This is a genomic window from Roseovarius sp. MBR-154 (assembly GCF_053628595.1).
Window position 1 is genome coordinate 61,798 of record NZ_JBRJGR010000003.1, and the last position, 13,556, is coordinate 75,353.

Here is a 13,556-nt window from a genome sequence, read left to right on the forward strand (position 1 = left end):
GGCGCGCGCGTGATCTGGTGCGCGCGGCCATATTGCCCAAGGCCCGCTTGCGCGTCATTCCGCAATCATTCGGCAAACACCCGCCGTCGACGGGCATCGAAAGACGTGCGCGGACGCTCCGATGATGGTATCGTCAGGCTGTTTCACCCCAACCGGAGCGGTTGATGTCCTTCGATCCCGAACGTGCCGAGATCCGATTTGGCTGTGGCCTTTCCCCGCGCCACGCGCCGCCTGCGTCGCCTGCCGAGATGTTGGCGCGCCTGACCGGCCCGGACGAGGCGGCACGGCGCTATCCGGTGGGTGGGTTCGACCACGTGTTTACCTTGCAGACCCGGTTGCGTGACACGAACAGAGCGGCGCGCAAGGACGGATCCGAGGCGGCGTTCGAGCGCGCATTAGAGACCCGTCGCAACGAAATTCGTGCCCTGCGCCGCGTGGCGGCGGCGTGGTACGCGCATGTCCTGTTGCGGCGTGCCGATGGCAGGGACGGGTTCCGCGAAAGGCTGGTGCAGTTCTGGAGCGATCATTTCACCGCCGTGGGGCAGGGTCCGGCCTGGCATTTCGGTACGATTCCCTATGCCGAAGAGGCAATTCGGCCGCATGTGGCGGCGCGGTTCTCCGAGATGCTGCGCGCGGCGGTGACGCATCCGCTGATGTTGCGCTATCTCGATCAGGCGACGTCGGTCGGCCCCGACAGCGTGAATGCGCGCAATTCGAAGCGCCTCGGCGGGCTCAACGAGAATCTCGCGCGCGAGTTGCTCGAACTGCACACGCTCGGCGCGGACGGCCCCTATACGCAGCGCGATGTGCAGGAACTGGCGCGGCTGCTCACCGGGCTGAGTTTCGATCTGCAGGAGGGATTCCGGTTTCGCCCGGGCCATGCGCAACCGGGGCCGGAAACCGTGCTCGGGCAAAGCTATGGCGGGGCAGGGCGCGCCCGGCTGGAGGATATCCACGCCTTGCTCGACGATCTTGCCCGGCATCCCGCGACGGCGGCGCATCTGTGCCGCAAGCTGGCGGTGCATTTCGTCTCCGACCGGCCCGACCCTCGCCTGATCGAGGCGATGACCGCCCGCTACCGCGACACCGACGGCGCGCTGACCGAAGTCTATGCGGCGATGCTCGCGCATCCCGCAACCTGGGACGTGACCATGGGCAATGTCAAACCGCCGATTGACTTCATGGGCTCCGCGCTGCGCGCCCTCGACCCGGGTGAGGCGTTGACCGGGCATGCCAAGCCGCGCGAGATGAACGATCTCTTTCTCACCCCGCTGCGCCTGATGGGGCAGGCATGGGGCCAGCCGCTCGGCCCCGATGGCTGGCCCGAGGCGGATGAGGACTGGATCACGCCGCAGCGCCTGGCGGCGCGGCTCAACTGGGCGATGCAGGCCCCGCCGCTGCTCTTGTCCACGCTGCCCGATCCGCGCGATCTGGCGCGTGTGGCCTTTGGCCGGACGGTGCCGCCACGCGTGGCCTTCGCCGCGCGCGCCGCGGAAACCCGCGCCGAGGGGGTGGGGCTCGTCCTGGCCTCCGCCGCCTTCCAGCGCATGTGACAGGAGTTTCACGATGTCCCCCGCCCCGCTTTCCCGCCGCCGCTTTCTGACCCGCGCCACGGCGCTCGGCTGTTCGCTGGCAGCGAGCCCGCTGATCACGCCCGTCACCATGGCGCGCGCGCCCTGGGACAATCGCCTCGTGGTCATCATCCTGCGCGGAGGCATGGACGGGCTCGACGTCGTGCAACCTCTCGGCGCGCCGGAGTTTCGCCAGTTGCGCGACGGCATCGACCCGGGCCAGACCGCCGATGCCCCCGCGCCGCACGATCTCGACGGGTTCTTCGCGCTTCATCCGGGGCTCGGGGGTCTCATGCCGCTCTGGCGCAGCGGCGAGTTGGGTTTCGTGCATGCCGTCTCCACGCCCTATCGCGACAAGCGCAGCCATTTCGAGGGGCAGGACATTCTCGAGGCGGGCACCGGCCCGGACGATCCGCGCGGCATTCGCGACGGCTGGCTCAACCGTCTGCTGCAAAGCGTGCCGGGCATCGAGGCCGAAACCGCCTTTGCCATTGGGCGCTCGGACATGCTGCTCACGCGCGGGCCCGCGCCTGTCGCCAACTGGTCGCCTGATGCGGCCTTTGCGCTTAGCCCGCAGGCACGCCTGTTGCTCGAAGAGGTGATGCATGACGATCCGCTGTTCCGCGATACGATGCTGGAGGCGATGGCGCTCTCGGATGGCACCGTAGCGGGGACTGGCGGCGCGATGTCCGACGCCGTGATGGGCGACATGCGCCAGAGCATGCAGGCCGCGCGGCAGAGCGGGGGCACCGCCGATATCGCCCGTTTCGCCGCCGAGAAGCTGCGCGACGACACCCGCATCGCGGCCTTTTCGCTCAACGGCTTCGACACGCATGCGCGGCAGATCAACACCCTGCCGCGCGCGCTCTCGGACCTGCAGACCGCGATCCTGACGCTGCGCGAGGGGCTGGGCGCGGACTGGGACAGGACTACGTTGATCGCGATGACCGAATTCGGTCGCACCGCGCGGCTCAACGGTACACGCGGCACCGATCATGGCACCGGCGGCGCGATGCTGCTTGCCGGAGGGGCGTTGCGGGGCGGACGGGTGATCGGCGAGTGGCCGGGGCTGTCGGAGGCCGATCTCTACGAGCGCCGCGATCTGCGCCCGACCCGCGACGTGCGCGCGCATGCCGCCTGGATCATGCGGCAGTCCTTCGGTCTGGCGCGGGCAACGCTCGAAGACGTGGTGTTTCCGGGGCTTGAGATGGGGCCCGACCCGCGCCTGCTGCTCTGAGGGGCTTATGGGTGGTCAGCCCTTGGCGAAGTCCACGATGGCGGCGGTCAGGCAGTCGAGGCTGTCGGTCTGCGGCAAGCTGTCTGGCAGGGCGTCGGTCATCAGCGACAATTCGGTGCAGGCCACCAGCAGGTGATCGGCCCCTTCCGCGACAAGCGCCCCGGCCTCTGCCATAAGGCGGGGGGCGAGCGTGGCGATGCCCTGACCGGCCTTGACCGCGCGGATGATGGCCAGAAGTTCGGCGTCATCGGGCAGGAAGACCGGCGTCAGGCCATGCGCGGCGAAGGGCGCGTCGAACACGTCCGCAAGCCGTGTCGCAGGCGAGGCGAGCATCCCCACCCGCCGCGCGCCCTGCTGCGCAAGCGACGCCGCCGTCAACTCCAGCATGTCGAGAAACGGCAGTGGTGTCGCATCGGCCACGGCGGGGGCATAGTGATGCGCGGTGTTGCAGGGCATGGCCAGCGCCTGCGCCCCCGCCGCCTGCAGATCACGCGCCATGCGCGCGAGTGTCGGGCCGGGGTCTTCGCCGGTGCCCGTGATCAGCGCCTTGATCCGGCTCGGGACCTGCGGGTTTTGATGCACGATCAGCGGCACGTGATCGGCGTCGTCGCGTGCAGGCACGGCCGCCATGACTTTTTGCATCAGGAGAATGGTGGCCTCGGGGCCCATGCCCCCCAGAATGCCCACGGTTTTCATGCGGTTGTCTTACCCCGTCGATTGCGCGGCACCGGGAACCGGGCCGAGGCGGATATCTGCGCTGCGGGCATGCCCCTCCATCCGTTCCGCGCGGCTGAGGCTGGCGGTGACACGCGCGAGATCGGGCAGTGCGTGCTCGTCCACCTCCTGCCAGGTGACGGTCTTGAGGAACTTGTGCACCGACAGCCCCCCTGTGTAGCGCGCGGCGCCAGAGGTGGGCAAGACATGGTTGGGGCCCGCCGCCTTGTCGCCAAAGGCGACGGTCGTGTTTTCGCCCAGGAACAGCGAGCCATAGGCGCGCAGCCGGTTGCGCCACCAGGGCAGGTCGCGCGCCTGCACGTGCAGGTGTTCGGGGGCCTTGGCATCGGCATAGCGCGCCATCTCTTCCACGCTGTCGCAGAGCACCACCTCTGCCAGGTTGCGCCAGGCGGCAGTGGCTGCCGCGCGATTGGGGTCGGGTAGGGCGGCGACCAGCGCGGGCACGCGGGCGATCACCGCCTCGGCCAGCGGACGATGCGTGGTGGCCAGCCAAACCGGCGAATTGGCGCCATGTTCGGCCTGCCCCACCAGATCAGCGGCGACGGTGTCGGGACAGGCCGTGTCATCTGCAAGGATCAGGCTGTCTGTCGGGCCTGCGAACATGTCGATTCCGATGGGGCCAAAGAGTTGCCGCTTGGCCTCGGCCACATAGGCATTGCCGGGGCCGACGAGGATATCTGCAGGCGGAGCACCGAAGAGGCCAAAGGCCATCGCCGCGACGCCCTGCACGCCGCCGATGGTCAGGATGCGCGTGGCCCCGGCCAGATCCATGGCAAAGAGCATGGCATCGGGAATTGGCCCGCTGCCGCAGGGCGGCGAGCAGGCGGTGATGTCGGGCACGCCGGCCTCGCGCGCCGTGGCGATCGACATCAGCGCCGAGGCGATATGGCTGTAGCGCCCGCCCGGCACGTAGCAGCCTGCCGCCCCGAGCGGGATCTGCCTCTGGCCCGCGCGCAGACCGGGGCGCAATTGGATCTCCATGTCCTGCGCTGTCGCGCGTTGAGCGGCGGCAAAGCGCGAGATATTGTCATGCGCCCAGCCGATATCGTCGCGCAAGCGTTGCGGCACCCTGGCAGAGGCCGCCGCGATCTCGTCGCGGGGCACGGTGATCTCACCCTGCCAGCCATCCAGTTGTCGTGCATATTCCAGCGCCACCTGCGCGCCGCCCGCGCGCAACCGGGCCAGCATGATCTGCACGGTATCGGCCACATCGCGGGCGGTGTTGGCGGGCTCTCCGGGGGCGGTCTTGAGATGGATCAGGGGCATTGCACGAGTCTCCTTCCCCTTTAGGGATGGGGTGCGTGGCGTGCACGGGCAAGGGAATTGCCGAAGAGGTGACCGGGTTTTTCCAGCTCCTGAAAGAGGCTTTCGGAATTTCCGAAAGGGCATGTCGCATCGTTTGACCCTTCGCGCGGTCGCGGTGCTCGAGGGCCGATCTAGTCCCGCGTGCCTGAGAACCGGGCCTGCCAGTCCTCGCGTTGATCATCCGTGATCTTGGAAAAGAGCACCTCGGGCACTTCGAAGGCATTGCCGGGGGCCAGCATTTCAAGCGCGTCCGCCACGTCATCCGGCCAGTTGGTATCCCCGGTCTTCATCGCCGCAAGCATCGCGGCGGCGGCATCGGGAATGAACGGGTTTGAGAGCACCGCGTAAAGGCGGACGAGGTTGAGCGCGAGGCGGATCTGCATCGCGGCCTGCTCGGGGTCCTGCTTGAAGGTGGACCAGGGGGCGGCCTCTTGCAGGTACTCGTTGCCCTCGACCCAGATGGCGCGCAGGGCGGTGGCGGATTTGCGCACCTCCATCGCCTCCATGTGGGTTTCATAGTCGCGGATACGGGTGGTGAGCCGCGCGATCAGCGCCTCTTCCTGCGCGTCGTACGCGCCGCCCGCGGGCACCGCCTCGCCGAATTTGGAGCGACAGAACTTGGTCACGCGGGAAACGAAGTTGCCCAGCACATCGGCAAGATCCTTGTTCACGCTGGCCTGAAAATTCTCCCAGGTGAACTCGGAATCCGAGCTTTCGGGGGCGTGGCTCAGGAGCCACCAGCGCCAGTAATCGGCGGGCAGGATCTCCAGCGCCTGATCCATGAACACGCCGCGTCCGCGCGAGGTGCTGAACTGACCCCCGTCGTAATTGAGGTAGTTGAAGGATTTCATGTAATCCACCAGCTTCCACGGCTCACGTGACCCGAGGATCGTGGCGGGAAAGCTCAGCGCGTGAAACGGCACGTTGTCCTTGCCCATGAACTGGGTATAGCGCACATCGTCTGCGCCCTTGTCTGTGCGCCACCAGCGTTCCCAAGCATCGGCCTGCAGCCCCTTCGCCTCGGCCCATTCGGCGCCGCAGGCGATGTATTCGATGGGCGCGTCGAACCAGACGTAGAACACCTTGCCCTCCATCCCCTGCCATGGCGCGCCGTCGAATTGCACGGGGATGCCCCAGTCGAGATCGCGGGTGATGCCGCGATCCTGAAGCCCGTCGCCGTCATTGAGCCATTTCTTGGCGATGGACGTGGTCAGCACCGGCCAATCGGTCTTGCTGTCGATCCAGGCCTCCAGTTCGTCCTTCATCTGCGACTGGCAGAGATAGAGATGCTTGGTTTCGCGCATCTCCAGATCGGTGGCACCCGAGATCACCGAGCGCGGGTTGATCAGATCGACCGGGTCAAGCTGCTTGGTGCAGTTGTCGCATTGGTCGCCGCGCGCGGAGTCGTAGCCGCAATTGGGGCAGGTGCCCTCGATGTAGCGATCTGGCAGGTAGCGCCCGTCGGTGGGCGAATACATCTGCGTCTCTGACACCTCGCGGATCAGCCCCTGCTCATGCAGGCGCGTGGCGAAATGTTGCGTCAGTCGGTGGTTCTGCGGGCTGGAGGAGCGCCCGAAATGGTCGAAGCTGAGGCGGAAGCCGTCGGAGAGTCGCTTTTGCACCTGCCACAACTCGGCGCAGTAGTCTGCCACCGGCTGACCTGCCTTGGCCGCCGCCAATTCGGCCGGGGTGCCGTGCTCATCCGTGGCGCAGAGAAACAGCACCTCGTCGCCCCGCGCGCGACAGTAGCGGGCGTAGAGGTCGGCAGGCAATTGCGAGCCCACCAGATTTCCGAGGTGCTTGATCCCGTTGATATAGGGGATCGCCGAGGTGATCAGATGACGTGCCATCGGGTGTGTCTGCCTTTGCCGGATCGCGTTCTCGTCCCCGCGTTTACCTGTCTCGCGCCCAAAGGGCCAGAGGGCGTGCAGGGCGCTGCCGCAATATTGCGCAGTTCGGCGGTTTCAGTCGCCGGGACGGGTGAAACCGGTTTGACGCGCGCGGCCCCCCGGTGCTAGCCGCGCGGGCATGCGGGCGGCGCACGTCCGGGGGATCATGCAAGAGGGGGCCCGCCATGTTCAAGGTTCTGGGATCGGTCTGGGCGCTCTTGCTGGGCATGATGCTGGTGATGATCGGCAACGGCATGCAGGCCACGTTGATGGGCGTGCGCGGTGGCATCGAAGGCTTTGGCACGCTGCAATTGTCTGTCATCACTTCGGCCTATTTCCTGGGCTTTCTGATCGGCAGCCGGGTGACCCCGGAGATGATCCGCCGGGTCGGGCATGTGCGGGTGTTTGCGGCGCTCGGCTCGTTCATCTCGGCGGGGCTCATCGCCTTTCCGGTGCTGACCGATCCCTATAGCTGGACAGTGATCCGCATCCTGCTCGGGTTTTGCCTGTCGGGGGTCTATGTCACTGCCGAAAGCTGGCTCAACAATGCCGCCACCAACACAACCCGGGGCAAGATCATCTCGGCCTATATGGTGGCGCAGACCTTGGGTATCATTGCCGCACAAGGGCTGATGAACCTTGGCGATGCGGACGGATACCTTTTGTTCGTGGTCCCCTCGATCCTGGTTTCGCTCAGCTTCGCGCCGATCCTGCTGACGGCGACGCCCACGCCTGCCTTCGAGAGCGCCAAGCCGATGACGTTGCGCCGTCTCTACGAGAGTTCGCCGCTGGCCAGCGTCGGGATGCTGATCCTCGGTGGTATCTTTGCGGCACAATTCGGCATGGCCTCGGTCTATGGCGCGCAGGCGGGGCTGAGCGTGGCGCAGATCAGCGGTTTTGTCGCCGCGATCTTTGCCGGGGCGGTGGCGCTGCAATTGCCCATCGGGTGGCTTTCGGACCGGATCGACCGGCGCTGGCTGATCCTCGGCGTGTCGGCGGTGGGGGCGGCCAGCACCGGTGTCGGTGCCTTTCTCGGGGTGGAGTTCGAGACGCTCCTGGTGCTGGGCTTCGTCATGGGCGGCATGGCGTCGCCACTCTATTCGCTCTTCATCGCCTATACCAACGATTTTCTGGAGGTCGAGGACATGGCCGCCGCTTCGGGCGGACTGGTTTTCGTCTACGGGATGGGGGCGATTTCAGGTCCCATGGTCACCGGTCAGTTGATGGAGATCGTCGGGCCGCACGGGTTCTGGCTGTTTCTCGCAGCGCTGTTCACGCTGATCGCGCTCTATGCCGCGTGGCGGATGACGCGGCGGCCCTCGGTGCCGGTCGACGAGACCGGGGCCTATGTCGGGGTCAGCCCGACAGGCTCGCCGGTGGCGCTCGCTGCCGCGCAGGAATGGTATGTGGTGACGTCCGAGGAGAGCGCCGAGGAAGACGGCCGAGCGGGCTGAGGCTGATTTGCGCGGCACCTTCGGTGCGTTTCGCGCGGGCAAGATTCAATGACAGCTAAAGGCCATCATTGGCACGTCGTTCCGCATTTTTCGGATGCGTCCCTATTCGTCAAGCGAACCGTGGATCGCGAATTGCTCCAGCCCTGCTTCCTGTGCCTCGATTACGCTATAGGTCTCGCGCACGCCTGCCGCGGTCAATTCGCGCAATACGGTGAGCAGCGTGTTGGCCGTGTGGTCCTCGCAAAGCTCGATCATCTGTGCCAGTTCATCTCGCGCCACCGGCAGCGCCACCTCGAGCGAGGGCGCGCCATAGAGCTCGACGAAATGCTGCGCCAGGGCGCGGGTCAGCGCCTCGACCTCGGACGCCTCGATCTGCGTCACCGCGACAAAGGTTACCCGGCCAAAGGTTTCCAGCCCCAACCAGCCATTGGAAAAGGCCTGCCGCGACTTGCCGGTCAGATCGCCTTCGGACCAGTTGGAAAACTCAAATCCGCCCGAGACGCACCACTCGCCGGTGCGCGCCGGGCTGTGATAGACGCGTTGGTCGCTTTCGTCGAAATGGATCGCGCGGGCGAGTTTCATTGCGGGGTCTCCAACAGGGTGGTGAGCGGGATGAGATGGGTTGTGTCGGCGGAGCGCAAAAGCATACCAAAGCGTTCATCCACACCCATGAAGGTGCCGGCAAGGCCGTTCTGCGTGACCTCTTCGCCGATACGCCAGGCGAGGCCGCGCCATTCGGCATGAAGCGCGCGGGTGCCATCCTGTTCCCAGGTATTGATCCAGACGAGGCTATGCCGCGCCCAGGCTTCGAGCAGTTCCACCGGGTCGACTTCGGCGCAGCCTTCGTCATAGAGTGCGGTCTGGTCCGGCTGGTCGCCGGGCCGCTCGGAGATTTGCATCACGGACAGGTCGAGGCCGATCACCAGCCAGTCCGGCTCTGCCTCGGGGTCGGTGCCACCGGCGGTGACGCGCAGCCGCCCGCACGAGGCGCCGTTGAGGCGTATCCCGCCCGACCATTCCAGATGCACCCCCACTTCGGGCGGGGCGAGCGCGCCAAAGGCGTTCTGAAAGCCGACGCCGCAGGTGGGCAGCATCACCATCGCCTCGGCCAGCGGCACCTCGGGGGCGAGAACGATGGCGGCCATCAGGTGATTGGCGGTGACGTTATGCACGACAAGGCCAGCGTCACAGCCCTGCGCGGCCAGATCGCTGGCTGTTTCAAAGGGGTGGGTCGCGCCGGTGACGGCGCGTCCCGACAACAGGGGTGGGAAGCTGGGCTCGGTCATGCCAGCCCTTGGTCGATGAGGTGGCGGGCTACGTCGCGGAAGGCCTGCGCCTGTGGGCTGTCAGGCTTCGAGACGACAATCGGTGCGCCACCATCCGAGGCGAGCCGAATATCGAGATGCAGCGGGATTTCCGCCAGCAGGGGCACGCCCAGTTTCTCGGCTTCCAGCTTGACGCCGCCATGGCCGAAGATGTGTTCCTCATGCCCGCAATTGGAGCAGATATGCGTCGACATGTTCTCAATCATCCCCAGTACCGGCACATGAAGCTGGTTGAACATGTCGATCCCCTTGCGGGCATCCAGAAGCGCCACATCCTGCGGTGTCGAGACGATAATCGCGCCATCCACCTGCGCCTTTTGCGCCAGCGTCATCTGCACGTCGCCGGTACCGGGCGGCAGATCGACCAGCAGGCAATCGAGCGCGCCCCATTGCACCTGCATCAGCATCTGTTGCAGCGCCCCCATCAGCATCGGGCCGCGCCAGACCACCGCCTGACCCTCGTTGGTCATGAGGCCGATCGACATCATGGTGACACCATGGTTGCGCATCGGCAGGATGGTCTTGCCGTCGGGGCTGGCGGGGCGGCCCGAGACGCCCAGCATGCGCGGCTGGCTTGGCCCGTAGACATCCGCATCCAGCAGTCCCACACGCCGCCCTTCGGCTGCGAGCGCGCAGGCGAGATTTGCCGAAACGGTGGATTTTCCGACACCGCCCTTGCCGCTCGCAATCGCGATCAGGTGGTCGACGCCGGGCACCTTTTCGGGGCCTTTCGTCTCGGCCTTCCTGCCGGGTTTGAGGTCTGGCGGGGCCTTGGCCGAATGGCCGGTGAGCACGACCGAGACCGCATCGACCCCCGGCAGCGCCTTGACCGCCGCCTCGGCGGTGTCGCGGACAGGATTGTAGGTGGAGGCCTTGGCCGGGTCGATTTCCAGCACGAAGCGCACCGTGCCGCCCTCGACCGTCAGCGCGCGCATGACGCCCGCCGCCACGATATCCGATCCGCTGATCGGATCGGTGATGTCCTTGAGCGCCGCGAGGACGCTCTCTCGTGTCACTGCCACGTCAGTTCTGCCCCTTGATCGTGCCGGTCACGACATGCTCGATATCGAGCCCCTCGACGGTCAGCACGACCTTGGCCTCGAATTCCTGCCCGGCTGTGGCCCCTTTCTCGCGCAGCCCCTCCTCGATGGCCTGCTGCGAGGTGACGCCCACCTGCTTCAGGAATTTGCGCATCGACATGTTGAACTCGTCGCTCATCAGTTTCTCCCTTCGTGGTTCAGAATGCTTGACGCCGATAGTGGCGCCTTTCTAGGCTTGGGTATGCGTGGAGTGATTTCTCATATGGCAAACCGGTTGTGGATCGTGGTTGCGGCTCTCGGCCTCATGCTGGACGTGGAGCAGGCGCGCGCCGATGACAAGCGGTTTCGTTTGAGCGCGCCCGAGGCTCTCGCGGAGACGGGCTTGCTTGACTATCTTCTGCCGCGCTTCTCGCTCAAGACCGGGGTGCGCATCGAACTGGTCGGCCCGGCTGATCCGGCTGAGATGACGATTGGCCGCGACGCGGGACGCCCGGTGTTCAAGGGCGATGGAACGCTCTGGCGCATCGATCGCACGGGCGATCATCCGGGGGCCGAGCGCTTTGCCGAGTGGCTCGCCTCCGAGATCGGGCAGCGCACCGTGACCAGCTATGAGGTTGCGGGCCACGCGCCCTTCACCTTGCCGGGGATCGCCGAAGAGGTCGAGGCCGCGACCGATTTCGATGGCGATGCGGCTGCGGGCAAGCGGGTATCGCTGGCGCAATGCGGGCGCTGTCACGTGGTGGCCCCGGAAAACCGGATGAACGCCATGGGCTCCACCCCCTCCTTCGCCGTGCTGCGCACGATGCCCGACTGGGCGGCGCGGTTCCAGAGCTTTTACGTGCTCAAGCCGCATCCCGCCTTTACCCAGGTCGAGGAGGTCACAGCCCCTTTTCCGATCGACCGGCCATCCCCGATTGTCCCCGTCAAGGTGACGCTCGACGAGGTGGAGGCGATTTTGGCCTACGTCGCGGAGATGCCCCCCGCCGATCTGGGCGCGCCGCTTCAATTTCAGTGATCCTTACGCTTGCTGAGGTAATCCTCGGTGGTGCGCACGCGCGGGCGCGGGCCTGCGGCAAAAGGATTGTCGGCGGAATGAAACTGCGCGTTGATCCGGCAGCCTTCGCACATCTGGATCATCTTTGCTGCATCCGAAGTGGCGAACATCGAATGCTTGCCCGCGAGTTTCTCGGTAATCCGCTCGATCGTGGATTTCGACCCGAAAAGCACGCCGCATTCGATGCAGGCAAAGGGCTCTTCCTCGTTGAGCACCACTTGCGTGAGGGCCGAATCTTCAAGGTTCATCTGCGGCTCCAGCGTGATCGCCTTTTCGGGGCAGATCGTGGCGCAGATGCCGCATTGCAGGCAGGCATCCTCCTGAAAACGCAACTGCGGCAGATCCTCGTTATCCATCAGCGCGCCCGAGGGGCAGAGCGACACGCAAGAGAGGCAGAGTGTGCAGGCGTCCGTGTTGACCAGCACCGCACCATAGGGCGCGGCGGCGGGCAGGGGCAGGGTGCCGCCATCGGGGTTGAGCGCCTTCGCGGCAAGTCGGGCCACCTGACGGCGGCTGCCCATCGGCAGGACCGGCTCGGGCAGCGCCGGGGCAGGTTCGGCCTCATAGAGCGCATCGCAGAGCGCGTCGGGATCGGCGAGGTCGAGCATCCCGACAGGCGCGCCGCCTGCCATGGCCTGCGCCAGTGGCACCTCTTGGTCGAGCGCGTCGCGCTCGGTGCGTGGGGAGAGCAGGACCCATACGGCTCCAAAGCCCGAGGCGAGGGCGGCGAGAATCTCGGCATGGCCGAAGCCCGATAGCGCCGACACTTCCAGCGGGATCACGTCGGCGGGCAACCCGCGCCCATGGCGGGCGGCGAGGCGGATCATCTCGGACCCGTGGCTCGCGTCATGCACCAGCAGGCGTGGTGACTTGCCGCCAGCCTTGCGATAGGCCGAGGCCAGCGTCTGGATGCGCCGAAACGTCATGTCGGGCGCGGGCGCGTCATAGGTGATCGCGCCCGACGGGCAGCGCGCGGCGCAGGCACCGCAGCCCGCGCAGATCATCGGGTCGATGCTGACATGATCGCCATCGGGTGAAATGGCACCGGTCGGGCAGATATCGAGGCATTTGCTGCAGCCGGTCTGCTCGGCGCGGCTATGCGCGCAGATCAGCGGCTCCAACGCCACGTAGAGCGGTTTCTCGAACGTGCCGATCATCTGCGCCGCCTCGAACACCGCGTCCGACACCGCCGTGAGGCTGCCGGGATCGGCGCGCAGATAGCCCTCACGTTTCTGCGGAGCAGGAAACATCGGCGTACCGCCGGTTAGGTCGAGAATGACATCGCATTGCGTCTGCCCGCCATCACGGGGTGCGGTCCAGCGCAGCGCGCCGCGCCCGCCGGGATTGACCTGTTGCAGCGAGTCGAGACGTAGCTCGAACCGGCCCAAGGCCCCCTGCGCCTGGGATATTCGACCGCGGATCGCGTCGAAGTCGCGCGCCTCGGGCGGGTCGCAGTCATCCGTCAGGAGCACCGTGACACCCAGAAGCGGGGCGAGTTTTTCGGCTGCTGGCAGCACCACGTTGGAGGCCCCGATGATCAGGCACAGCCCCTCGGAAATCACGTCGAGGGTCTTGTCCGGCGGGCGCGGCAGAGCTGCCTCGGCCAGCAGCGCGGCCATTTTGGGTAGTTTCGGGGCTGGATCGCCGGACCATCCGGCGCGGTCGCGCAGATCGACAAGTGCCGGGGCGTCCGCCCCCAGGTCGGCGGCCATTTCCTCGAAAATCCGGGCCTCCTGCGCGCAGCAAATAATTGCCTCGCCGCCCTCGATCGCCTTGGCCGCAGCACCGATTTCATCGGTGCAAAGCGCGCTGTGGAGCCGCGAACAGGTCAGGCCGGTGGCCGCCTCCAGCCCTGCGGCGTCGAGCGTCTGTGACGCGGAGCAGTCACACAATATCAATTGTTTAGGCATGTTCACCCCGGGTGTTTCGTGCGGCTGGGAAAGCGA

General features: G+C 66.4%; 12 protein-coding genes. 4 read left to right on the top strand and 8 right to left on the bottom strand.

Going from position 1 to position 13,556, the window contains the following annotated elements; all coding sequences use genetic code 11:
• The first annotated feature begins 164 nt into the window (after positions 1 to 164).
• Together ACSSV4_RS05280 and ACSSV4_RS05285 are read left to right on the top strand one after the other, a co-directional pair.
• Positions 165 to 1,553 (top strand): DUF1800 domain-containing protein, encoded by a 1,389-nt coding sequence (locus ACSSV4_RS05280; protein WP_454273946.1) that lies wholly within the window; start codon positions 165 to 167, stop codon positions 1,551 to 1,553.
• Between the two features lie 13 nt (positions 1,554 to 1,566).
• Positions 1,567 to 2,808 carry a DUF1501 domain-containing protein gene (locus ACSSV4_RS05285; RefSeq protein ID WP_454273947.1) on the top strand — a complete coding sequence of 414 codons (1,242 nt, stop codon included), beginning with the start codon at positions 1,567 to 1,569 and terminating at the stop codon, positions 2,806 to 2,808.
• Positions 2,809 to 2,823: 15 nt separating this feature from the next.
• Here the strand turns inward: ACSSV4_RS05285 and ACSSV4_RS05290 are convergent, their stop codons facing one another.
• The 3 genes from ACSSV4_RS05290 to metG all read right to left on the bottom strand — a co-directional run bounded on the left by ACSSV4_RS05290 (position 2,824) and on the right by metG (position 6,698).
• Positions 2,824 to 3,504: an aspartate/glutamate racemase family protein gene (locus ACSSV4_RS05290; protein WP_454273948.1), complete on the bottom strand. Its 681-nt coding sequence runs from the start codon at positions 3,502 to 3,504 to the stop codon at positions 2,824 to 2,826.
• 9 nt (positions 3,505 to 3,513) lie between these two features.
• Entirely contained in the window at positions 3,514 to 4,809 is a 1,296-nt protein-coding gene (gene hisD, locus ACSSV4_RS05295) for a histidinol dehydrogenase (protein WP_454273949.1), read from the bottom strand.
• A 170-nt stretch (positions 4,810 to 4,979) separates the two neighbouring features.
• Complete coding sequence (gene metG / locus ACSSV4_RS05300) at positions 4,980 to 6,698, bottom strand: methionine--tRNA ligase (RefSeq protein ID WP_454273950.1); 1,719 nt, start codon at positions 6,696 to 6,698, stop codon at positions 4,980 to 4,982.
• A gap of 224 nt (positions 6,699 to 6,922) precedes the next feature.
• On the opposite strand from metG, the gene ACSSV4_RS05305 reads away from it, so the two are divergent.
• Complete coding sequence (locus tag ACSSV4_RS05305) at positions 6,923 to 8,191, top strand: MFS transporter (protein WP_454273951.1); 1,269 nt, start codon at positions 6,923 to 6,925, stop codon at positions 8,189 to 8,191.
• Between the two features lie 102 nt (positions 8,192 to 8,293).
• Here the strand turns inward: ACSSV4_RS05305 and ACSSV4_RS05310 are convergent, their stop codons facing one another.
• Genes ACSSV4_RS05310 through ACSSV4_RS05325 form a run of 4 tightly spaced genes read right to left on the bottom strand, consistent with a single transcriptional unit; the run spans position 8,294 to position 10,734 of the window.
• Complete coding sequence (locus tag ACSSV4_RS05310; protein ID WP_454273952.1) at positions 8,294 to 8,773, bottom strand: DUF6505 family protein; 480 nt, start codon at positions 8,771 to 8,773, stop codon at positions 8,294 to 8,296.
• On the bottom strand, positions 8,770 to 9,477 hold the full coding sequence (locus ACSSV4_RS05315) for a DUF4444 domain-containing protein (protein WP_454273953.1): 708 nt from the start codon (positions 9,475 to 9,477) through the stop codon (positions 8,770 to 8,772). Before ACSSV4_RS05315 ends, ACSSV4_RS05310 begins: the two co-directional genes overlap by 4 nt.
• Positions 9,474 to 10,538: an iron-sulfur cluster carrier protein ApbC gene (gene apbC, locus ACSSV4_RS05320; protein ID WP_454273954.1), complete on the bottom strand. Its 1,065-nt coding sequence runs from the start codon at positions 10,536 to 10,538 to the stop codon at positions 9,474 to 9,476. The genes ACSSV4_RS05315 and apbC overlap by 4 nt, the downstream gene beginning before the upstream one ends.
• A gap of 1 nt (position 10,539) precedes the next feature.
• A complete protein-coding gene (locus ACSSV4_RS05325; RefSeq protein WP_454273955.1) occupies positions 10,540 to 10,734 on the bottom strand; it encodes a DUF6494 family protein in 195 nt (64 codons plus the stop codon).
• A gap of 84 nt (positions 10,735 to 10,818) precedes the next feature.
• On the opposite strand from ACSSV4_RS05325, the gene ACSSV4_RS05330 reads away from it, so the two are divergent.
• Positions 10,819 to 11,571, top strand: coding sequence for a hypothetical protein (locus tag ACSSV4_RS05330; protein WP_454273956.1), 753 nt, complete (start codon positions 10,819 to 10,821; stop codon positions 11,569 to 11,571).
• On the opposite strand, the gene ACSSV4_RS05335 is transcribed toward ACSSV4_RS05330, so the two are convergent.
• The gene (locus tag ACSSV4_RS05335) at positions 11,565 to 13,520 is read right to left on the bottom strand and encodes a 4Fe-4S binding protein (protein ID WP_454273957.1); all 1,956 of its coding nucleotides are present in this window, start codon (positions 13,518 to 13,520) and stop codon (positions 11,565 to 11,567) included. The genes ACSSV4_RS05330 and ACSSV4_RS05335 overlap by 7 nt on opposite strands.
• Between the last annotated feature and the right edge of the window lie 36 nt (positions 13,521 to 13,556).